Genomic DNA, 20,863 nt, shown 5'->3' with positions numbered 1-20,863 from the left:
CGCGTTCCCATCCCGAACACGACCGTTAAGCCCTCCAGCGCCGATGGTACTTGGACCGCAGGGTCCTGGAAGAGTAGGACGTCGCCAAGCACAGATAACCGACCATATTCGATATGGTCGGTTTTTTGTTGTCTGTATGACGAGTGAGTTGCAATATTTTACAAAAAAACAGCTTCCACATCGCTCTGCCTCGCGAGGAAGCAGATTAACGATGATAGAAGCTGACATCTGCCGCTGTGATGCGGATGACACCGTCGCGTTTGGCTTTGCCTAGTCGGCGGATTAAGAGCATTCGTGGAACGAGGAACCAGAGATGACACATAATGAGACTGATCATTGTTCCTTCGTTCGCCCAAGGGTAGAAGACGCCGATGGCGCATAGACCGAGCCAGAACAGATGGCGATGCAGCCTGCGGAATAATCCCAGCTGTATGTTGGCTGTTGGAATGTAACCGATCCATGGTGTCATGACACGCCAGCCCCAGCGTCGGTAGTCTGGCTCATCGACACGAATAAGTGTGAGACGTGTAATGATGTAATGGATAATCTGCGTGCCGAGTAAACCAACGGCTAGCGCTTTGGCGCCATCTATATGGTACATAAGCAATAGGAAGATGGCCAGTATGGCGATAACGCAGAGATGGCTTCGAAGCAGCTCTTCGCGAACGGTAATTTTCTGAATGAGCTGGTACTGATAGATTGTTGCTTTCTCCTGTTCGGAGAGTTTTCCCCTCATAGGTGCTCAACACCTTTCTTTCTTCTAACTCATTTTATCGGATATTTTCCGCCTATTGTGTAGACTTCCTCTCCAAAGAAGTGCAAGCTGTTCGTCACCATTCTGGGCGCTTCGACATAAACTGTATTACTATTTGAAATGGGCTATGAAAGTCGTATACGTTGCTAGAGTTTGTGGCATACTAGTAAGATGCAGTAGCTCACTTGGATGAGGTGAAACCTATGGAAGAACATGTAGGAAAGGCTTGTGTTATTTGCGGACATGAGAAACAGGAAGGTATTCGTATCATTGATGGGTTCATATGCGAGAGCTGTGAGATTGAGATGGTGGGAACCGATGTGCAGGATGCTAAATACCCATTCTTTATTCACCAATTGAAGCGGATTTGGATGCAAAATAATGCATAATCCGATGCATCAGAATAAGCAGCCGAAGTAATCCCTATATCGTCTCGGACCATCATTAGTAACCGAGAAGGCTAGGGGTTATTTTGTTTCACGTGTAACATTTGCTCCAAGTCTTATCCAAGATTATGATGGAAGGGATGAGCAGTTAAGGAGGATTATTATTTTGCGAGTGCCATTATTCGAACAATTAGTTACCTTATATGCATCTAATCCGAGCAGTTATCATGTACCTGGACATAAATATGGCACGTCGTTGTCCTTAATGGAAGGCACGAATGATGAGCAAGTGCTGTTACAAGCCTATCAATCGGTTATGCAGCTGGATGTAACGGAATTATCGATGACGGATGATCTACATGGACCATCCGGTGTTATTGAAGAAGCACAACAGTTAGCTGCTGAAACGTTTGGAGCGGAACAAACCTTTTTCCTAGTTGGAGGCAGTACGGCGGGCAATCTGGCAATGGTGCTTGCGGTCTGTGATGCAGGTGAACTTATTATTGTACAGCGCAATGCCCATAAGTCGGTGTTAAATGGATTGAAGCTAGCCGGAGCTAGAGCTGTATTCATCATGCCGCAGAGGGAGCTTGGCAGTGGTCTCGATGTAGTGCCGAGCTTGAAACAGATTGAGGAGGCGCTTGAACGCTATCCGGAAGCGAAGGCCGTGTTCCTGACGAATCCAAGCTATTATGGGCTAAGTGTGGATCTGGAACCATACGCCAAGCTCGTTCATCGCTATGACAAAATACTGCTTGTAGATGAAGCCCATGGGGCGCATTACGGTTTGCACCCAAGATTCCCTCGTTCAGCGCTGCAGGCGGGGGCTGACGCGGTTGTACAGTCTACACATAAGACGTTGACTGCACTTACGATGGGGGCCATGCTGCATGTACAAGGACCACGAATTGACCGTAAAGGACTGGCAGAAGCGCTACGAATGGTACAAAGCTCGAGCCCTTCGTATCCGATCATGGCATCACTTGATATCGCAAGAGGTGTAATAGATGAAGCTTGCGAACGATTATTCGAGCGAGGAATTGCGGCAGCGGACGATTTTCAACATTGGGTTATGGAAGAGTCGGCTCAATATGAGCTAAGTTCATCACGAGTGTGGGATGGCAACGGTCTGCAAGTGCAAGTCGATCCGCTGCGTGTTGTACTGCGAAGCAAGACAGGTAAACACTCAGGCTTCGAGCTGCTGAAACAACTGGAGAGCTTCGGCTGTTACGTGGAAATGGCTGATGTTCAGTACGTGGTCTTGTTATTTGGGATGGGAGCTGAGACATCCGATGTACAACGGCTGAAGCAGGCTCTCGTCGCGATTGCTGCGGCAGAGGGAGTACCGGCAGCGGTATCGACACTGGCTAACGAGTCACTTGCATATCAGCAGTCGGTGTCGGAACCTGTGTTATTTTCCCGAAGAGGGACAGGAACGGATTCGAAAACGATAGGAGTCGTGGAGCTATCATATGCAGAGGGCATGCTCGCAGCGGAAGCAGTCATACCCTATCCACCAGGCATTCCGCTTCTCTATGAAGGCGAGCGGATTACAGCTGATGCCATTGCTATGATCAAGCAGCTTGTCCAGTATGGCGCCAGATGCCAAGGTGCAACTGATCCAACCATGCAGACGATCACGGTGCTGCGGACGGGCTAATCGTTTACGCACCTGATTGGCTTTGATATGATAAGGGTATTAACGGATAAGAGGAGTTACTTTTGGTGGAAAAAGGATTGTTTTTGACGTTTGAAGGCGGAGAAGGAGCAGGGAAAACGACATTAATCAACGGTGTGGTAGAAGCGCTTCGGAATCGCGGAAGAAATGTGCTTTCAACTAGAGAGCCAGGCGGCAGCCCAATTGCGGAGCAGATCCGCGGTGTCATTCTCGATAAGATTAATACAGCGATGGATGCGCGAACAGAAGCGCTGCTCTATGCGGCGGCAAGACGACAGCATCTTGTCGAGATTGTACTCCCGGCCCTGGATAGAGGCGACGTCGTCATCTGTGATCGGTTTGTCGACAGCAGTCTAGCTTATCAAGGACATGCGCGCGGGCTTGGCATTGCAGAGGTACGATCTATTAATGATTTTGCGATAGATGGTGTGATGCCGAATTTGACGATTTGGATGGATATTTCGCCGGAGGCCGGCCTTGCTCGAATCAATAGCACGAAGGGGCGCGAAGTGAATCGGCTTGATCTGGAGGAACTCGCATTTCACGAACGGGTACGCGAAGGCTATCAGTTGCTAATGGCGAATGAGCCGGACCGTATTATACGCGTTAATGCCGAACAATCGACGGAAAACGTGCTTCGTGACGTGATTGAGATAATAAATCGACGAATTTAAAGGATTAATTGCTATCAGTGTCAAAATTAATAAGGTGTTAGAAATGTCTGCCGTAGAAAGGAACTACTACTCTGGAGGGATTCGAATGAAATTAGTTATTGCGATTGTACAAGATAAGGATAGCAACCGGTTATCGAATGCACTAGTAAGAGAGGGCTTCCGTGCCACAAAGCTGGCCAGTACAGGCGGTTTCCTGCGAGCAGGAAATACAACATTCATGATCGGCATCGAAGATGAACGGGTACACGAAGTGCTGACGGTCATTCGGTCCAATTGTAAAGTCCGCGATCAGCTGGTTTCTCCAGTATCCCCGATGGGCAGCACGACTGACGCATATATTCCTTTCCCGGTCGAGGTACAGGTCGGCGGCGCAGCTGTATTTGTCGTACCAGTGGAACGTTTCGAACATTTCTGATTGGGCGTGACGCATAATGAAGATTAATCCGGGCTGGCGGCCACTAGGTCAGGATCGTACGCGGCCGGATCTAGGAGCAAAGCCGATTGCGCCTAAAAACTTTGCTGATGTCATGAATGTTCAGGATGAGCAAAGAACAATTGAAGAGCTTCAAATGAAGCTGCAAGATATTCATAATCAAGGCGAACGGCTGGCGCGCTCGATGACGGTGAGAGAGCTGCGCCTTTACCGGCAGATGGTAAAGCAGTACCTTGAGGATACCGTTCGGCGTGGCGTTGGCATGAAAGAAACGCGTGGCTTCGACCGACGCGGACGTACGAAGCGTTACAAGCTGCTTGAGGAACTGGACTCGAATCTGCTTCAAATGGGCGAAGAGCTCCTTGATTCCGAGGAAGGCAGACTTGAGCTGCTGCAAAAAATCGGTGATATACGAGGATTATTGATTAACCTGTTTTTCTAGAGAGGATTAACAAGTATGAGCATTGCTGAGCTTGCCGGGCAACCGAGAGCGAAACGCATTTTGCAATTTGCGCTGGCTAGCGGCAAAGTGTCGCATGCCTATCTATTCAGCGGTCCTTCAGGCAGTGGGCGAATGCAGATGGCGATGGCTTTTGCCAAAGCGCTGTTCTGCAAAGGTGGGGTAGACGACGCCTGCGGTCACTGCCTGGAATGCCGCAAATTCGAGCATGGCAATCAGCCGGATCTCCATCTGGTTGAGCCTGACGGCAATTCCATCAAAATCGACCAAATTCGCGAGCTCCAAAGAGAGCTTGCTTATCGAAATATAAACGTTGAACGTAAAGTCTATATTGTGAAGCGTGCCGAGACGATGACTCTTCAAGCGGCCAACAGCCTGCTGAAGTTTCTGGAGGAGCCGCAATCTCCTGTCGTTGCGATTCTGCTGACGGAGAATGGACAAGCTGTTCTGCCTACAATTCGGTCACGGACACAGCTCGTACCTTTCATACCTCTGGCACCTCAGGAGATGCTGCAGACGCTATCAGACGAAGGCGTTCCTCTGCTGTCTGCCCGTGCTGCGGTACATCTTGCATCAGGTGTCGATGCATGCCGGGCGCTTATCCAACAGAATGGGTTTGCAGAAATGAGAAACGTAGTGATACAATTAGGAAAGGACAGTCTGACCCGGTTCACCGCGGCGATGGTGTCCGCTCAGCAGCAAATTTTTAAAACAGAGCTCGGTGAACAGCCGCAGCTTCTATTATCTTTATTGGTACTTTGGTATAAGGATATGATTCATTTTCAGGCAGGAAGACATGAAGCAATTGTTTTTATAGATCAGCTTGATTGGATTGGCAAACATGCATACGCACGCTCGGCTGAAGGCTGGGTGATATGCATGGAGCATACGCTTGAGGCAGGTAAACGGATGCGTGCGAACGTATCGTCGCAGCTTGCGCTTGAGCAGCTCCTAATCCGTGTACAGGAGGGGTGATGAATTGTATAACGTCGTTGGCGTTCGCTTTAAGAAGGCGGGCAAAATCTATTACTTCGATCCAGTCGATTTCTCCATCGATAAAGAGCAGCATGTTATCGTAGAAACGGCAAGAGGGATCGAGTACGGAAAAGTAGTGGTTGGACAGAAGCAAGTCGGTGAATCGGATGTTGTCCTTCCGCTGAAGAAAGTCATACGGATTGCCGGTGACAACGACGCGAGAATAGTCGAAGAGAACAAGACGGCGGCGCGTAACGCTTTTGCCACTTGTCTTGATAAAATAAGAGACCATCAGCTGAAAATGAAGCTGGTCGATGTGGAATTTACGTTCGACCGCAACAAAATCATTTTTTATTTCACAGCTGAAGGACGAGTTGACTTCCGTGAACTCGTTAAGGATCTGGCCAGCGTGTTCCGCACGCGGATCGAGCTCAGACAAATCGGTGTACGCGACGAAGCGAAGATGCTTGGCGGCATCGGACCTTGCGGACGCATCTTATGCTGCTCCACATGGCTTGGCGATTTCGAGCCGGTGTCCATCAAGATGGCGAAGGATCAGAACTTATCGCTCAATCCGACGAAGATCTCCGGACTATGCGGACGGCTCATGTGCTGCTTAAAGTATGAGCACGACAATTATGAGAGCATTCGCGAGGAATTGCCGGCAGTTGGTAAATATGTCGTCACTTCTTATGGAGAGGGTAAAGTAACAGGCATCAACGCGGGTTCTAAAACAGTGTATGTACAGCTCTTCGATGGCGGCAAGCCGAAAGAGCTACCGCTCGATGATGTCGTCTTAAAGTAAACTAGCGCACATAATGCTAAATCCGAAGCTGCACAGCCTTGGGGTGAAGACTTGAAAAGAGATATCTTTAGTCAAATAAGCGAGTTTGAATCCCACTTGGGAAGCTTGCATCAAGAAATCGGTGCAATGAAAGAGAAAATCAAATCGCTCCTCGAAGAGAACAACCGGCTCAGTATAGAAAATGGGCAACTGCGCAAAGTATTAAAGCGTGAGACAGCGGTTCATACGCCGAAGAAGCTTGTGGCGACACCGGTTGTTGTCGATGAGGAGATCATTACGTTGCCAGTCGAAGAGCCAAGCGTCACTGCTGATGCAGCTGGTGTTGGACAAGGCTATGATAATTTGGCAAGACTGTATCATGAAGGATTTCATATATGCAATCTGTATTACGGCCATTTGCGTACGGAAGGCGACTGCTTGTTCTGCCTTTCCTTTCTCAATAAAGATTGAACAACAAGACCCTTATTGATAGGGTCTTGTTTGCATATAGAAGGTCGTACAGAAACAGCCAAGCGAAGGGGCAGAAATTGTGGTCAACGAAGTGGAATTAGAGCCGAATGAACGGCTTGATGATCTCTTAACGCATGAATTATATATTATACAAAGTCGAGAGGTGTTCAGCTTCTCTATGGACGCGGTGCTGTTGGCGCGGTTTGCAGCCGTCCCACCTCGGGGGAAGATTATTGATCTGTGTACGGGCAATGGCGTTATTCCGCTGCTCTTAACGACACGGACAAAAGCAGCGATCGACGCAGTGGAAATTCAGCCTCGATTGGCAGATATGGCAAAGAGGAGCGTGGAGGCTAACGGACTGACGGAGCAAATCAAGATCTATGAAGGTGATCTGCGGGAATTTCATAAGCAGCGTCAGGGGATGTATGATGTTGTAACGGTGAATCCACCCTATATGCCGGCAGGTTCCGGCGATCAGAATGAGAATGAGCATTATGCGATGGCAAGGCATGAGCGCAATGGCACACTTGAAAATATCGTTGGGGCATGTGCGCGTCTCGTTCGGACGGGCGGCCGTGTTGCGATGGTACACCGTCCATCGCGGCTCGTAGAGATTATGGAGACGATGCGCAAGTGGAAGCTTGAGCCGAAGCGTATTCGTTTCGTTCACCCACATAAGGATGCGGAGGCGAATATGGTACTTATTGAAGCGCTGCGTGACGGCAAGCCGGATATCAAGCTGCTCCCGCCGCTTATCGTGTACAACGAGCAACGGCAATATAATGAGGAATTAATGCGGATCTATTATGGCGATAAAGCTGCAGGGGCTGCTATGGCGGAAGCGAGGAATACAGAGAAATGATTGTACAACGAAGCTTTAGCAAAGAGGGAGAGCGCGGCGAGAGCGGCAGCTTATACCTGGTAGGTACGCCGATTGGCAACTTGGAGGATATGACGTTGCGGGCGATTCGGACGCTGAAGGAAGTGGATTTGATCGCTGCAGAGGATACGCGCCAAACACGTAAGCTGCTCGCGCATTTTGAAATCGCAACGCGCCTTGTCAGCTACCATGAGCATAACAAGGATGCGAGCGGCCCAGAGTTGATTCGGCTGTTGGAAACCGGTCAGTCGATCGCGGTAGTAAGCGATGCGGGGCTGCCTGCAATCTCTGACCCCGGCGCAGATCTCGCTGCGGCAGCCGCGGAGCGGGGAATAGCGGTTGTACCGATTCCTGGTGCGAATGCTGCTCTGTCTGCGCTTATCGTATCCGGGCTGTCGACGGACAATTTCTTCTTCGCAGGCTTCCCGCCGCGCGACCGCAAGCCGTTAACGAATTGGCTGCAGCAGCTGCAAAAGCAGGAAGCGACGATAATATGCTATGAATCTCCGCATCGGATTACGAAGACACTGCCGGTGATGCTCGAGCAGTGGGGCGACCGGCGGATGGCAATGGTGCGAGAGCTGACGAAGCGCCATGAAGAAGTTGCACGCGGTACGATCTCCGAATGTATCAGCTGGCTGGAAGAGCATCCGCCGCTTGGTGAGTATTGTCTCGTTATTTCTGGCATAAGCAAGGAAGAAGTGGCCGAGCTAAAGCAAGGCGAGCAGAGCTGGTGGGCAGCGCTAAGTCTAGAGGAGCATGTGAGCCGCTACGAGGAGCAAGGGGAAGATCGCAAGGAAGCAATCAAACGAACTGCACAAGATCGCGGCATGCAGAAGCGGGACGTCTACAATGAAGTGATGAAGAAGTGAATATAAAAAAAAAAAGACCCCCCTGGCCATAATGGCCAGGGAGGTATCAAGGAGTATAAAAAGGTTAGAATTAACATATTGGATAAACTTATTATAACCTATAATTCTCAGTTTGTCTCTTATTTTGTAACAGGAGTTGGCATTTCAGTCAAACAAGCGTTACAAACGATTTTACCTTTGAAGTAAGCTACGTTCTCTGCATTGCCACAGAAGATGCAAGCAGGCTCATACTTCTTCAACATAATGCGTTCGCCATCTACATAAATTTCGAGTGCGTCTTTCTCGCCAATACCAAGCGTACGGCGCAGCTCGATAGGAATAACAACACGTCCGAGCTCATCTACTTTACGTACAATGCCTGTCGATTTCATCATGATCTATCATTTCCTCTCGTACTAGATTACATCGTCACGATTCGACAAAATCCATCATTTTATGCTTTAATAATACCAACGTTTCCCATAATAGTCAACGACGATTTGACGGTAAATATGACCAGTGACGTTAGGTTTGCTTTAAACAGACAGCAAAACATCTACTAATATCGTACAATATTTGTAACCAGATTGGAAATGAATTTGCGACATTATTCGACAACCATTCGACTTTTGTGTCGAAACGATGAACGATTGAAGGAGTGAGATAGAAATGGCAGCTCGTAGGCGCAAGGAACGATTGGCGGAGGAGAAAGTGTTTAAGGATCCCGTTCATAAGTACATATACGTGCAGGATCACTTGATCTGGGACTTAATTAATACGAAGGAATTTCAACGACTTCGACGTATTCGCCAGCTCGGCACCTCCTATTTGACCTTTCACGGCGCGGAGCACAGCCGGTTCTCTCATTCTCTCGGCGTCTATGAGATTACCCGCAAAATCATATCCCAGTTCGAGCGAGGCGGCTACACGGATTGGCCTGCCGGGGAGAAGCTGATCGCGCTATGTGCGGCGCTGTTGCATGATATCGGACATGGCCCTTTTTCGCATTCCATCGAAGATGTTTTTGACACGCATCATGAGGAGTGGACTTGCCGCCTATTATTAGAAGAAACAGAAATTAACGCTGTGCTGAAAGCCTATGATTCATCGTATCCCGAGCGGGTTGCAGCCGTCATCTGCAAGACTTATTACGAGCCGATTGTGGTTAGTCTTGTCTCTAGCCAAATGGATGCTGACCGCATGGATTATCTGCTGCGTGATGCGTATTTTACAGGAGTAAACTACGGCACTTTCGATCTGGAGCGAATACTGCGAGTACTTCGGCCCTACCGGGGAAGAATTGTAGTGAAAGAGAGTGGCATGCACGCGGTTGAGGACTATCTCATGTCGCGGTACCAAATGTACTGGCAGGTGTATTTTCATCCGGTCACGCGCAGCTCAGAGATCATTCTCCGGCAAATCTTCCGCAGGGCGAAGGAGTTGTACGCAGCTGGTTACACATTCAATTGGATGATTGGTCCGCTGGAGCAGTTAATAGCGGGAAGAATAGATATTGAAGGCTATTTGGCACTTGATGAGGCGCTCGTTCAGACTGCCTTCAGCTTGTGGGTGAAAGAGCAGGATGAGGTGCTTGCTGATCTATGTCGCCGATTCCTAAACCGAAAGCTGTATAAATATGTAACGATGGATCATGCAGATGAGCAGCTCTGGCAGGAAATACGCGAACAGTTCAAGGCGATCGGACTGCACCCGGACTATCATCTGGAAATTGACTTTCCATATGACATGCCCTACGATGTTTATCGACCTGACGCGGCGGATGCTGCGGGTAAGGAAGAAAAACCACCGATTCTGCTGCTGGGCCGTGACGAACAGCTGTCGGAAATATCCGAGCGATCCAGTATCATCAGATCCATCACAGGTATTCGTCAAGGTAAGTACCATCTGTATTACCCGGAAGAACCGCTTCGTGAATCAGCGACGAAGCTCCCGGCGAATTTGCGCGAATTATTCGCTTTAATGTAGAAAGGGGCTACTTTGGCACCAATGTTAATCGACACACATACCCATTTGGACTCGTCGAAATTCGACGGGGACCGCGCAGAAGTTATCGAAAGAGCTCAAGCTGCAGGTGTACATAAGCTTATAAATATCGGCTTCAACCGGGAAACGATTCCGACTACGATGCTACTTGCGGAGCAGTATTCGTTCATCTATGCCGCTGTCGGCTGGCATCCGGTAGACAGCATTGATATGCTGCCGGAGGATCTGGATTGGATTGCATCTTTATGCGATCATCCGAAGGTTGTTGCGATCGGAGAGATCGGGCTCGATTACCACTGGGACACTTCACCTAAAGACGTGCAGCAGCGTGTATTTCGGGAGCAGATTCAACTGGCGAAACAAAAGCAGAAGCCGATTGTGATCCATAACAGGGACGCACATGAGGATGTCGTCAGACTGCTTCGTGAAGAAGGTGCAAGGGAAGTCGGTGGCGTCATGCACTGCTTCTCTGGAAGCTGGGAGACGGCAAAGCAATGCCTCGATATGAACTTCTATATTTCGTTCGGGGGACCGCTTACATTCCAAAATGCACGTGTGCCAAAAGAGGTGCTTGCGCATGTGCCGCTCGACCGACTGCTAATTGAGACAGATGCCCCTTATTTGGCTCCGCACCCCCATAGAGGGAAACGAAATGAATCAGCATTCGTCCGTCTTGTAGCAAATACGATGGCGGAGTTAACAGGCAAGTCTGTGGAAGAAATATCTAAAATAACGACCGAAAATGCGCTGAAATGTTTTGGAATGTAGTGAAAATGGAAGTGAAGTTAAGGATTTAGGACCATTCCGTTGAAAAAACTAACTTTATTCCTAGAAATCAAGTTGAAATCACTGGATTATCCTAAAAATTCGCTAAAATCGTCATTAATCAGTTCTTTACAATGTGCAGCGATAGACGGTATGATTCATTTCAGAGCAACAAAACTTGTATTCCTTTTCCAATAAACGCTTAATCTCCGAAGTTTTGGAGAGCGGGGGAACCAATTGTTGAAACTGTTTGTATCAAGCGAAAACAATTTTAGTTATTAGTCGACCAAATTGTTTTGCGCTATCACTAAATCATTTTCACTAAAACAAAGTGAAGTGATTTGCGTGGCAAGCAGAAGTAAACATGGAGATTCTTCTTGGGGTGAATTTTGCTTGGTGACGTGGTTGAAGACATCACTTAACGTCACGAGCGAATAGGGCGACTCTCACGCCCGAATCCGACAGCTAACCTCGCCAGCGTAAATAAGAGAGATCAACCTCGTGCATGCAATCCATGCTTACCCTTGTCGAATCGGGAAGCCACGAAACAGATCCTCTGTCATCGGGCTTCTTTTTTGTTTGAATGAAGCATAATGTGACGACACAGGGCGTATCATGGAACGGGCACGGAGGTGAATAAGGATTGGAAATGCGTGCGTTTATCGCACGCCAAATCTCAATAGTCGCGTCTAAGTATCATGCGTAACAAGGCGGCGGGGCTATGTAAGGAGGACCGAAGAAATGGGAGCACTCCAGATGAAGGACACCACCCATGGTAAACGATCATCCAGCATGTCTTTCGCATTGCGATGGAAGCATGAGAACGTGCGTTTAATTGTTCTAAGCGCTCTGATCTCAATCGCTATGACTTTCATGTTTTTGGTGTTGTTGCACGGAACGGCTGACAAGCACGTGTCCGTAGTAGTGAATGGACGAGAAACGATTGTTTCGACGAAACAATGGTCCCTTCAACGCCTACTGGATGAACAAGCCATTACTGTCGGCACTTATGATAAAGTGTCGATGTCGCTCGATGGCGGAATTAAAGATGGCGACCGGATTGTAATTGATCAGGCGGTACCTTTAGTTGTAAAGGCAGACGGCAAAGCAAAGACGATGTATACGACAGAAAAAACGGTAGCGGCAGCGATCGATCAGGCTAATATATCGGTACGTGGTCAAGATAAAGTCGTACCCCCGTTAACGTCTTCGCTTGAGCCTAACATGATTATTACGGTTACACGGATTGATAAGAAGTACTCTGAGAGTGCGTATCCGGTTCCGTTCACGGTCGTGAAGAAGGAAGATCCGAAGCTCGCATTGGGGAAAGAAAAGCTTGTCCAAACGGGCAAACAAGGCACGATAGTGAAACGGTATGAGAAGGTGTTCAAGAACGGCGTTCTCGTATCGCAAACCCTCGTGGAAAAAATGACGAAGTCCTCTGCCGTGGATCAAGTCGTTGCAATAGGAACGAAAAAGCCTGAACCGAAGGTGACGATGCTGTCTGCTAAATCACCAGCGGTGACAACGCTGACGAAGCGGGGCGTAACGTTCAGCTCGAAGAAGGTGCTTCGTAACGTAACGCTGACGGCATATTCAGCCGGCGTCGCATCGACAGGCAAAGGGAAGAGTCATCCGCAGTACGGTATTACCGCATCAGGCGCACGTGTTCAGGAAGGCCGGACAATTGCAGTTGATCCGAAGGTTATTCCGATCGGCTGGTGGGTTTATATCGAGGGCATCGGCTTCCGTCGTGCGGAGGATACGGGCAGCGCGGTTAAAGGAAACAAGATTGATGTTTACTTCGACCGCGAATCGTATGCCGATAAATTCGGTTTGAAGCGAGGGTATACGGTCTACATACTAGGACCTAAGAAACCAGAGTCGCTGTAAGAAGAGATACAGCCCGTAGTGTATGGGATTCTTCTTCATTCATATCGTATTTTGCACGTAAATATGCCATCATAAGAAGAGGCGCTGCCTCTTCTTTTTGTATGTTCGTCTGAATGGAGTGAATGAACGTCCATGATTAAAGAAATCATTGTCGTAGAAGGAAAAGACGACACAGTCGCGATAAAACGTGCCGTAGAGGCAGAGACGATAGAGACAGGCGGCTCAGCGATCGGTGATGCGGTGCTGAAGCGCGTGAAGCTGGCGATGGAGCGTCGCGGCGTCATTATCTTCACGGATCCCGACCATGCTGGTGAGCGGATCCGCAAAATCGTCGCGCGGCATGTGCCTGGCTGCAAGCATGCGTTCCTCCCGCAGGAGGAGGCGCTCTATAAGGGCGATATTGGCGTTGAGAATGCTTCGCCTGAAGCGATTCGGCGCGCGCTGGCGAACCTGCGAACGGAAGCGGTAGAAGGAAGCGGCTCGTTGGCGGAAGTGACGATGGAAGATCTAATGCGTGCAGGGCTGCTTGTACATCCGCAGGCATCGGAGCGGAGGCTTACGATGGGCAATTTGCTTGGACTCGGCTATGCGAACGGAAAGCAGTTCCTCAAGCGCTGCCAGACGTTCCGAATTACGCGTCAGGAGTTCGATCAGGCACTTACAACGATGGAGCAGTCTAATGAAGGAGACCAGCCATGACAGAGGGAATAAGAACGAACGTCGATGTCGCTTCGCCGAAGCGGACGAAGGACATCATCAATAAGTACGGGTTTACATTTAAGAAGAGCCTCGGTCAGAACTTTCTGATCGATCAAAATATTTTGCGTAAAATTGTCGGTGCAGCTGAGCTGGATGAGACGAAAGGCGCACTTGAAATCGGACCAGGCATCGGTGCACTTACGCAGCAGCTTGCGCAGGAAGCGGGACGCGTAACGGCAATTGAGATCGATAACCGGCTTATCCCGATTCTGCAGGATGTATTCTTAGATACGCCGAACGTGCATGTCGAGCACGGCGATGTATTGAAGATGGACTTGCCTGAGCTGATGGAGAAGCAATTCGCAGGGCTGTCCGGCGTCAGCGTCGTGGCGAATTTGCCATACTATGTAACGACACCAATTCTAATGAAGCTGCTGGAAGAGAAGCTGCCACTCGAGAATATTGTTGTCATGATTCAGAAGGAAGTAGCGCAGCGGATGGCAGCGAAGCCAGGCGGTAAGGAGTACGGCAGCCTCAGCGTAGCGGTGCAGTACTACTGCGTGCCTGAGCTCGTCTGCATCGTGCCGCATACGGTGTTTATTCCGCAGCCGAACGTCGATTCGGCTGTTATTAAGCTGTCGCTGCGTAAGGAGCCAGCCGTCGAGGTGGAGGACGAAGATCATTTCTTCCGCACGGTGCAGGCGAGCTTCGCGCAGCGCCGCAAGACGCTGATGAACAATCTGACCGCACTCGTGGGCAAGGAAAACCGCGAGCAGCTCGGGCCGCTGCTGACAAGCTGCGGAATAGACCCTACACGCCGTGGCGAGACACTGTCGCTTGCGGAGTTCGCAGTGCTCAGCAAGGCGCTGTTAGCGGCGGGCTTCACGGGCTAAAAATCATATTCGGAAGCGCACCATCAGGGGCGTCTCCCCATAGGATAGACGAAGAGGTGATTTGCCCATGAAGCAAGGGGACCTGGTCGTCCGCAAATCCTATGGCGGGGACGTCCTTTTTCGTGTTGCGACAACGTTAGAAGAAACGGCCATTTTGAAGGGAACTGACTATCGTCTGCTTGCAGACGCGCCTATTGTCGATTTATCGGTAGTCAGCGACCCGGAATCGTCAGGCGCCGCCAGGCAGGCCCGCATAAAAGCAAGCGAGTCTACCCTGCGGATACAGGAGCAGCGTGAGCAGCAGGCGCTTGCGCGTGAACTTGCGCGTGCGCAGAGTGAGAACCACTCTTATTTTGAGGTGCCAGGAAAAGTCCTTCATCTAGATGGGGACAGCAATTATATGAAGAAGAGCATGCAGTTGTATACGCAAATGAAGGTGCCTGCTTATGGTGTCTTTGTGCATGAGTCGCAAATGGCCGATGTCGTATACCGCCTGCTTCCGCAAATCAAGCCGGATATTATCGTCATTACAGGCCATGATGGCGTGCTCAAAACAAGCAATCGCGATGAGTTGCACAACCTCTCCAGCTACAAGAACTCGCAGAACTTTGTCGACGCCGTGCGCATCGCGCGCCAGTATGAGAAGAGCAGAGACAATCTCATCGTAATCGCTGGCGCCTGCCAGTCTCATTATGAGGCGCTGCTGCAGTCTGGCTCGAACTTTGCTAGCTCCCCTGGCCGCGTGCTCATTCATGCGCTCGACCCGGTCTACGTCGCTATAAAAGCAAGCTACACGTCCATCAGGGAGACAATTAACCTGTCGGACGTCATTCATGGCACGATCAGCGGCATTGACGGCGTTGGAGGCATCGAGACACTTGGCAAATTTCGAGTTGGCATGCCAAAGCCGAAGGCGCTTGTCGGCGTGAAGCCAACCGTATAATATGGCAGAGCTCCTAATAAAATATACATGAGTTCCTAAAACAATCTTAATAATTGTTGACATGATATGAAGACCGCTGTTATAATTATTATTTTTTGACAAACCACCTCCTTTTGGTTATAATGGACAAGGAAAGAGGTGGTAGTGCACAATGGCAAAAAATGCGCTATTGGAGATCAAACGCAGTTTGGAAACCCATGTCGGATCCAAAATACGTCTTCGTGCAAACGGTGGTCGTCGAAAGACTATTGAACGGACCGGTGTGTTAGAAGAAATCTACCCTTCTGTATTTATTGTCAGGCTTGATCAGGATCAACATGCATTTAAGCGTGTTTCCTACAGCTACGCTGATATTTTGACGGAGTCCGTTGAAGTGACGGTCGATAGCGATGATGGTCAAGTTCGCATTACGTATATACAGTGAATTGCAGCTAAAAAACAAATTGCAATTGCAGTACATGTGCAGATGATGCTAGTGAGAGCAGGCTTGCTCCCAATTGGCAGCATCTGCACTTTTTTTATGGTCATATAGCTGTATGAGAAAGTCCGGCTGGAACACATACTAACGGTACGATCCGAGAACTAGGAGGCGACGAGTAGTGTCCCGCAGAAACCGCAGTATGATGAGTGAGGAAATGAAGAATGCGCTGGCTAAGGAGCTGGGCTTCTATGACACCGTCCAGAAGGAAGGCTGGGGGGCGATAAAAGCGAAGGATGCTGGCAATATGGTGAAGCGCGCCATTCAGCTCGCCGAGCAGACCGTGGCGAAGCAGTACCAGGCGGCGCAACAACAGCAACAGCAACCGGGAGCTTACAACGCTGCCGCTCAGCAACAGCAGACTGGCAGAACGACGTATATGCCGCCAGAACAGCAATCGTATGCCGCATCTTCCAGCAGGCAATCAGTCGCTAGCCGCGTAACGGTTCCAGCCTATATGCATCAAGCCGTGCAGGCCGCTCAGCAGCAAGCGAACCACTATCCGCATTAATAAGCCATTCACCATGAAGCTAAGATGAGCGTAAAAACGCATCTTAGCTTTTCTTATGACCTTTTGTTAAAATATAAAGATGTATAAGTTTTCTAACGATAATGAACGGGTGAGCATATATGAAAATTTATGAGAAAGCACCGGCGAAGATCAACCTCCTGCTGGACGTCAAGCGTAAGCGCGAGGATGGCTTCCACGAGGTGGAGATGATCATGACGATGGTCGACCTGGCGGATCGCCTCGAGATGGAGGAGCTGCCGCGAGACACGATCATCATATCGAGTCAGGCCGGATACATACCGCTAGATGAGAAGAACTTGGCGTTCCAAGCCGCAAGACTCATTAAAGACCGCTATAACGTCCGTAAGGGCGTCTATATCCATTTGGACAAGAAGATACCGGTTGCAGCAGGCCTCGCCGGTGGAAGCAGTGATGCGGCGGCGACGCTGCGTGGGCTGAACCGCTTGTGGGGGCTTGGCATCTCGGAGGAGGAGCTGTGTGAACTTGGCGCAGAGCTTGGATCCGATGTGCCGTTCTGTGTGACGGGCGGCACGGCGATTGCCCGTGGGAGGGGGGAGAAGCTCGAGCGGATCAGCAATCCACCCCAATGCTGGGTCATTCTAGCGAAACCGCCGATTAACGTATCGACGGCAGATGTATACGGCAAGCTGCGCGCGAATGAACTGAAGCAGCACCCTTCGACGTCCGACATGCTGTCGGCGATATCGAGCGGCTCGTTCGCAGGCATATGCACCTATCTCGGCAATGTGCTTGAAACGGTAACGCTTCAGCTTCATCCGGAGGTGCTGCAGATGAAGGAGATTATGCATCGTCTCGGTGCGGATGGTGTTCTCATGTCGGGCAGCGGTCCGACTGTATTCGGCCTTGTGAGCAAGGAAGCGAAGGTTTCGCGAATCTATAATGGACTGCGCGGTTTCTGCAAAGAAGTATACGTGGTAAGAATGCTGACATGAAGCAGACGTGTGTCTTGATTAAATCCGTATGAAAATGTTATATTGTCATTATAATATTCGGGTTTAGCAAGGGGGAGTACGCTTTGAGGAAGTTGAAACGAAGTGCAAGGTTAGTAGAAATGACGCAATACCTACTTACTCGCCCCCATACGTTAATTTCTCTAACAGCATTTGCTGATCGCTACCAGTCTGCCAAGTCATCGATTAGCGAAGATTTGGCGATTATTAAAGAAGTGTTCGAGGAAGAGGGACTGGGTGAGCTGCATACGTTGGCAGGCGCGGCAGGCGGTGTGAAGTATATTCCGAAGATGAGCGACGCAGAGGCGCTCACCATAATGAATAGTATCTGCAGGAAGCTGGAGCAGCCGGAACGAGTGCTCGCAGGCGGGTATTTATACATGACCGATATGCTTGGACAACCTGGCTTGCTGTCGGATGTTGGACGGATGTTTGCAACTGCTTTTGCCCATCTCGATATTGATGTTATTATGACCGTTGAGACGAAGGGTATTCCGCTTGCTTACGCTACGGCGGCTTGCATGAACTTGCCGGTCGTCATCGTACGTCGGGATAACAAGGTAACCGAAGGCTCCGCTGTGAGCATTAACTACGTCTCCGGATCAAATAAACGGATTCAGACGATGTCACTTACGCGTCGCGCGCTGAAGGAGCATGCACGCGTGCTTATTATTGATGATTTCATGAAAGCAGGCGGAACGATTCAAGGCATGATGGATCTGCTCTATGAATTCAACGCGAAGGTAGCGGGAGTCGGCGTCTTCGTCGAGTCCGGCGAGCTTGAGGGCGAAGAACGACTGTTCGAAGACTATGTGTCGCTCGCGAAGTTGACGGCGGTTGATATGAAGTCGAAGCATACGACAGTTGTACCGGGTAACTATTTTACAGGCAACGTAAACTAGAGGAGGATTTCTTGCACATGAAAGCACAGCCGCAAATGATTGCAACCGATAAAGCGCCAGCTGCGATCGGTCCTTACTCCCAAGCGATGAAGCTTGGCAATTTGTTATTCACATCCGGTCAAATTCCGCTGACGGCGGAAGGCGTGCTCGTTGAGGGCGGCATCGAGGAACAGGCGCATCAAGTGTTCCGCAACCTGGAAGCTGTGCTCGCGGAAGCGGGCGCTACATTCGCAGATGTTGTGAAGGCAACTGTGTTCATTAAAGATATGAATCAGTTCGCTGCGCTGAACAGCATCTATGCTTCGTACTTTGGCGATCATAAGCCCGCTCGTTCAACTGTAGAGGTGGCGCGGCTTCCCAAGGATGTCCTTGTCGAAATCGAGCTAATCGTATCAATATAAGTCGAATCGTCGGGGATTATATTTTTTCTTTAAAAAAACTTTTAAACTTATCATTTATTTTCCAAACTTGTGAAGGATTTTGCATTGGAATGTGGAAGTACTACACCAAGTCTTAGATAGATAAAGGTGGTGAACACAGATGCAAATTACCGATGTTAGACTCCGCCGAGTAAATTCCGAAGGTCGGATGAAGGCAATCGCCTCAATTACCATTGACAATGAATTCGTCGTTCACGATATTCGCGTGATAGACGGAAACAATGGAATGTTTGTGGCAATGCCAAGCAAGCGTACTCCTGATGGAGAATTCCGCGATATCGCACACCCGATTTCTTCGACGACGCGGGAGAAGATTCAAGCTGCCGTACTCGCTGAATACGAGCGTGCTGCAACGGAAGAAGAAGTAGTAATTGAAGAAGGCGCGTAAGGAAGAGAGTACTTAGTATAAGTGAGGAGAGCCCCTTATGGGGCTCTCTTTTCTTTTGCCTTGTAATACGCTATATTCAGTAGAGCATTTATCGAATTGGCGGATTAAAGTGAGAGTTTAACTCCAGTTGAACTCCCTATTTATAGGAGGGATTCCTTTGAAAGTAATGGCAGTTGTTCTTGCAGCAGGTCAAGGAAAACGAATGAAATCGAAACTATATAAAGTGCTTCATCCGGTATGCGGCAAGCCGATGGTCGGGCATGTGCTGCAGACGGTGAAGGACGCAAACTGCGAGCGGACGGTTGTCGTTGTCGGCCACGGTGCGGAAACGGTCCAATCCTACTTGGGTGATGGCGCGGAGTTTGTGCTTCAAGCGCAGCAGCTGGGCACAGGGCATGCGGTGCAGATGGCAGAGCCGCTGCTTGGCGAAGAGGCAGGTACGACGGTTATTCTGTATGGTGATACGCCGCTCGTGACGTCTGGGACGATCCAGTCTCTGCTCGATATCCATACGAAGAATGAAGCGGCAGCTACGGTGCTGACGGCTGTTGTGCCGAATCCGCAGGGCCTAGGCCGTATTATCCGCGACGAAGCGGGTAATGTGCTGCGCATTGTGGAGCAGAAGGATTGCACGCCGGAACAAGCGGCAATTACGGAGATCAACACGGGCATGTACTGCTTTGACAATAAGAAGCTGTTCCAAGCTTTGGCGAAGGTGACGAACCAGAACGCACAAGGTGAGTACTACCTGACAGATGTGATGGAGATTCTGCGGGAAGCGGGCGAGACTGTCGGTGCATACTGCACGCCGGATTACGCAGAGGGTATCGGCGTCAATGACCGCGTTGGACTTGGCGAAGCGGAAGCGCTCATGCGTGCCCGTATTATCCGGAAGCATCAAATCAACGGTGTAACGGTGATAGATCCAGCGGCGACTTACATTGAGGCAGATGTCGTGATCGGCTCGGATACGATCATCTACCCAGGTTCCGTCCTGCGCGGCAGCACAGTAATCGGGGAAGATTGCGTCATCGGACCGCATGCGGAATTGACGGATACGAAGGTTGGCAATGGTGCGAATGTGAAGCAGTCGGTAACGACGGAAGCAATCATCGGCGATGAGTGCGCGGTAGGGCCTTTCGCGTATTTACGTCCAGGTGCTAAGCTTGGCACAGGCGTGAAGATTGGCGATTTCGTTGAAATTAAAAACGCCGAGCTAGGCGATGGTACGAAGGTGTCACATCTGAGCTACGTTGGCGATGCGAAGGTCGGTAAGGATGTTAACATCGGCTGCGGCGCGATCACCGTCAATTATGACGGCTATAACAAGTCGCTGACAGAGATCGGCGACCGTGCGTTCGTCGGCAGCAACGTGAACCTAATCGCCCCTGTGAAGATCGGCGATGGCGCTTATGTGGTTGCAGGCTCGACGATTACGCAGGACGTACCGGAGAATGACGTGGCGATTGCACGCGAGCGCCAGGTGAATAAACCAGGCTACGCGGAGAAGCTGCGCGGACGCGCGAAGGCACGGAAGGAAAGCCAGTCCAAAGGATAAGGTAAAGGACGCGTAAGAGAGGCTCGTTCGTTTATTTCAGGGCAGGAA

General features: G+C 49.9%; 24 protein-coding genes, 1 rRNA gene, 1 pseudogene and 1 riboswitch. Of the genes and pseudogenes, 24 read left to right on the top strand and 2 right to left on the bottom strand.

Going from position 1 to position 20,863, the window contains the following annotated elements:
* A 5S ribosomal RNA gene (gene rrf / locus BMY11_RS26585) occupies positions 1-90 on the top strand; the annotation flags it as partial.
* 115 nt (positions 91-205) lie between these two features.
* Here the strand turns inward: rrf and BMY11_RS26580 are convergent.
* Positions 206-736 carry a transposase gene (locus BMY11_RS26580; protein WP_090583137.1) on the bottom strand — a complete coding sequence of 177 codons (531 nt, stop codon included), beginning with the start codon at positions 734-736 and terminating at the stop codon, positions 206-208.
* A gap of 221 nt (positions 737-957) precedes the next feature.
* On the opposite strand from BMY11_RS26580, the gene BMY11_RS26575 reads away from it, so the two are divergent.
* The 10 genes from BMY11_RS26575 (at position 958) to rsmI (ending at position 8,370) form a co-directional block, all read left to right on the top strand.
* Positions 958-1,143, top strand: coding sequence for a sigma factor G inhibitor Gin (locus BMY11_RS26575; RefSeq protein WP_090583135.1), 186 nt, complete (start codon positions 958-960; stop codon positions 1,141-1,143).
* A gap of 169 nt (positions 1,144-1,312) precedes the next feature.
* Positions 1,313-2,800: an aminotransferase class I/II-fold pyridoxal phosphate-dependent enzyme gene (locus BMY11_RS26570; protein ID WP_256217796.1), complete on the top strand. Its 1,488-nt coding sequence runs from the start codon at positions 1,313-1,315 to the stop codon at positions 2,798-2,800.
* Between the two features lie 65 nt (positions 2,801-2,865).
* Positions 2,866-3,492: a dTMP kinase gene (gene tmk, locus BMY11_RS26565; RefSeq protein ID WP_090583149.1), complete on the top strand. Its 627-nt coding sequence runs from the start codon at positions 2,866-2,868 to the stop codon at positions 3,490-3,492.
* Positions 3,493-3,577: 85 nt separating this feature from the next.
* Positions 3,578-3,907, top strand: coding sequence for a cyclic-di-AMP receptor (locus BMY11_RS26560; protein ID WP_090583132.1), 330 nt, complete (start codon positions 3,578-3,580; stop codon positions 3,905-3,907).
* Between the two features lie 16 nt (positions 3,908-3,923).
* Positions 3,924-4,367 carry a YaaR family protein gene (locus BMY11_RS26555; protein WP_090583131.1) on the top strand — a complete coding sequence of 148 codons (444 nt, stop codon included), beginning with the start codon at positions 3,924-3,926 and terminating at the stop codon, positions 4,365-4,367.
* 15 nt (positions 4,368-4,382) lie between these two features.
* Positions 4,383-5,360, top strand: coding sequence for a DNA polymerase III subunit delta' (holB, locus tag BMY11_RS26550; RefSeq protein WP_090583129.1), 978 nt, complete (start codon positions 4,383-4,385; stop codon positions 5,358-5,360).
* Between the two features lie 4 nt (positions 5,361-5,364).
* Positions 5,365-6,165, top strand: coding sequence for a PSP1 domain-containing protein (locus BMY11_RS26545; protein WP_090583127.1), 801 nt, complete (start codon positions 5,365-5,367; stop codon positions 6,163-6,165).
* 51 nt (positions 6,166-6,216) lie between these two features.
* Entirely contained in the window at positions 6,217-6,615 is a 399-nt protein-coding gene (locus BMY11_RS26540; protein WP_090583125.1) for an initiation-control protein YabA, read from the top strand.
* 79 nt (positions 6,616-6,694) lie between these two features.
* The gene (locus BMY11_RS26535; RefSeq protein ID WP_256217794.1) at positions 6,695-7,480 is read left to right on the top strand and encodes a tRNA1(Val) (adenine(37)-N6)-methyltransferase; all 786 of its coding nucleotides are present in this window, start codon (positions 6,695-6,697) and stop codon (positions 7,478-7,480) included.
* Positions 7,477-8,370, top strand: coding sequence for a 16S rRNA (cytidine(1402)-2'-O)-methyltransferase (gene rsmI, locus BMY11_RS26530; RefSeq protein WP_090583123.1), 894 nt, complete (start codon positions 7,477-7,479; stop codon positions 8,368-8,370). The genes BMY11_RS26535 and rsmI overlap by 4 nt, the downstream gene beginning before the upstream one ends.
* Positions 8,371-8,489: 119 nt before the next feature.
* Here the strand turns inward: rsmI and BMY11_RS26525 are convergent, their stop codons facing one another.
* The gene (locus BMY11_RS26525; RefSeq protein WP_090583121.1) at positions 8,490-8,744 is read right to left on the bottom strand and encodes an AbrB/MazE/SpoVT family DNA-binding domain-containing protein; all 255 of its coding nucleotides are present in this window, start codon (positions 8,742-8,744) and stop codon (positions 8,490-8,492) included.
* Positions 8,745-9,018: 274 nt separating this feature from the next.
* Here BMY11_RS26525 and BMY11_RS26520 point away from each other — a divergent pair, with 274 nt between their 5' ends.
* The 13 genes and pseudogenes from BMY11_RS26520 (at position 9,019) to glmU (ending at position 20,815) form a co-directional block, all read left to right on the top strand.
* Positions 9,019-10,335: an HD domain-containing protein gene (locus BMY11_RS26520; protein ID WP_090583119.1), complete on the top strand. Its 1,317-nt coding sequence runs from the start codon at positions 9,019-9,021 to the stop codon at positions 10,333-10,335.
* Positions 10,336-10,356: 21 nt separating this feature from the next.
* Positions 10,357-11,121, top strand: a complete 765-nt coding sequence (locus tag BMY11_RS26515; RefSeq protein WP_090583117.1) for a TatD family hydrolase — start codon at positions 10,357-10,359, stop codon at positions 11,119-11,121.
* Positions 11,122-11,307: 186 nt separating this feature from the next.
* A riboswitch (cyclic di-AMP (ydaO/yuaA leader) is annotated at positions 11,308-11,613 on the top strand.
* Positions 11,614-11,859: 246 nt separating this feature from the next.
* Positions 11,860-13,011: a 3D domain-containing protein gene (locus BMY11_RS26510; RefSeq protein ID WP_090583115.1), complete on the top strand. Its 1,152-nt coding sequence runs from the start codon at positions 11,860-11,862 to the stop codon at positions 13,009-13,011.
* Between the two features lie 132 nt (positions 13,012-13,143).
* A complete protein-coding gene (rnmV, locus tag BMY11_RS26505; RefSeq protein ID WP_090583113.1) occupies positions 13,144-13,710 on the top strand; it encodes a ribonuclease M5 in 567 nt (188 codons plus the stop codon).
* Positions 13,707-14,603, top strand: coding sequence for a 16S rRNA (adenine(1518)-N(6)/adenine(1519)-N(6))-dimethyltransferase RsmA (gene rsmA / locus BMY11_RS26500; protein ID WP_090583111.1), 897 nt, complete (start codon positions 13,707-13,709; stop codon positions 14,601-14,603). The genes rnmV and rsmA overlap by 4 nt, the downstream gene beginning before the upstream one ends.
* 67 nt (positions 14,604-14,670) lie before the next feature.
* A complete protein-coding gene (yabG, locus tag BMY11_RS26495; protein WP_090583109.1) occupies positions 14,671-15,546 on the top strand; it encodes a sporulation peptidase YabG in 876 nt (291 codons plus the stop codon).
* Between the two features lie 151 nt (positions 15,547-15,697).
* Entirely contained in the window at positions 15,698-15,970 is a 273-nt protein-coding gene (gene veg / locus BMY11_RS26490; protein WP_090583107.1) for a biofilm formation stimulator Veg, read from the top strand.
* Between the two features lie 175 nt (positions 15,971-16,145).
* Positions 16,146-16,319, top strand: a pseudogene (locus BMY11_RS26485) (small, acid-soluble spore protein, alpha/beta type); the annotation flags it as partial.
* A 335-nt stretch (positions 16,320-16,654) separates the two neighbouring features.
* Positions 16,655-17,509: a 4-(cytidine 5'-diphospho)-2-C-methyl-D-erythritol kinase gene (gene ispE / locus BMY11_RS26480; RefSeq protein ID WP_090583105.1), complete on the top strand. Its 855-nt coding sequence runs from the start codon at positions 16,655-16,657 to the stop codon at positions 17,507-17,509.
* A gap of 83 nt (positions 17,510-17,592) precedes the next feature.
* Positions 17,593-18,429, top strand: coding sequence for a pur operon repressor (purR, locus tag BMY11_RS26475; RefSeq protein WP_090583102.1), 837 nt, complete (start codon positions 17,593-17,595; stop codon positions 18,427-18,429).
* A gap of 17 nt (positions 18,430-18,446) precedes the next feature.
* The gene (locus BMY11_RS26470; RefSeq protein WP_090583100.1) at positions 18,447-18,830 is read left to right on the top strand and encodes a RidA family protein; all 384 of its coding nucleotides are present in this window, start codon (positions 18,447-18,449) and stop codon (positions 18,828-18,830) included.
* Positions 18,831-18,969: 139 nt separating this feature from the next.
* Positions 18,970-19,257: a septation regulator SpoVG gene (spoVG, locus tag BMY11_RS26465; RefSeq protein ID WP_090583098.1), complete on the top strand. Its 288-nt coding sequence runs from the start codon at positions 18,970-18,972 to the stop codon at positions 19,255-19,257.
* Positions 19,258-19,414: 157 nt separating this feature from the next.
* Complete coding sequence (gene glmU, locus BMY11_RS26460; RefSeq protein ID WP_090583096.1) at positions 19,415-20,815, top strand: bifunctional UDP-N-acetylglucosamine diphosphorylase/glucosamine-1-phosphate N-acetyltransferase GlmU; 1,401 nt, start codon at positions 19,415-19,417, stop codon at positions 20,813-20,815.
* The last annotated feature ends 48 nt before the right edge of the window (positions 20,816-20,863 follow it).

The sequence above is a fragment of the Paenibacillus sp. OV219 genome, assembly GCF_900110075.1.
Lineage (GTDB): Bacteria > Bacillota > Bacilli > Paenibacillales > Paenibacillaceae > Paenibacillus_Z.
Note: the sequence above shows the minus strand (reverse complement) of the source record. Positions and strands in the feature narration are given on the sequence as shown.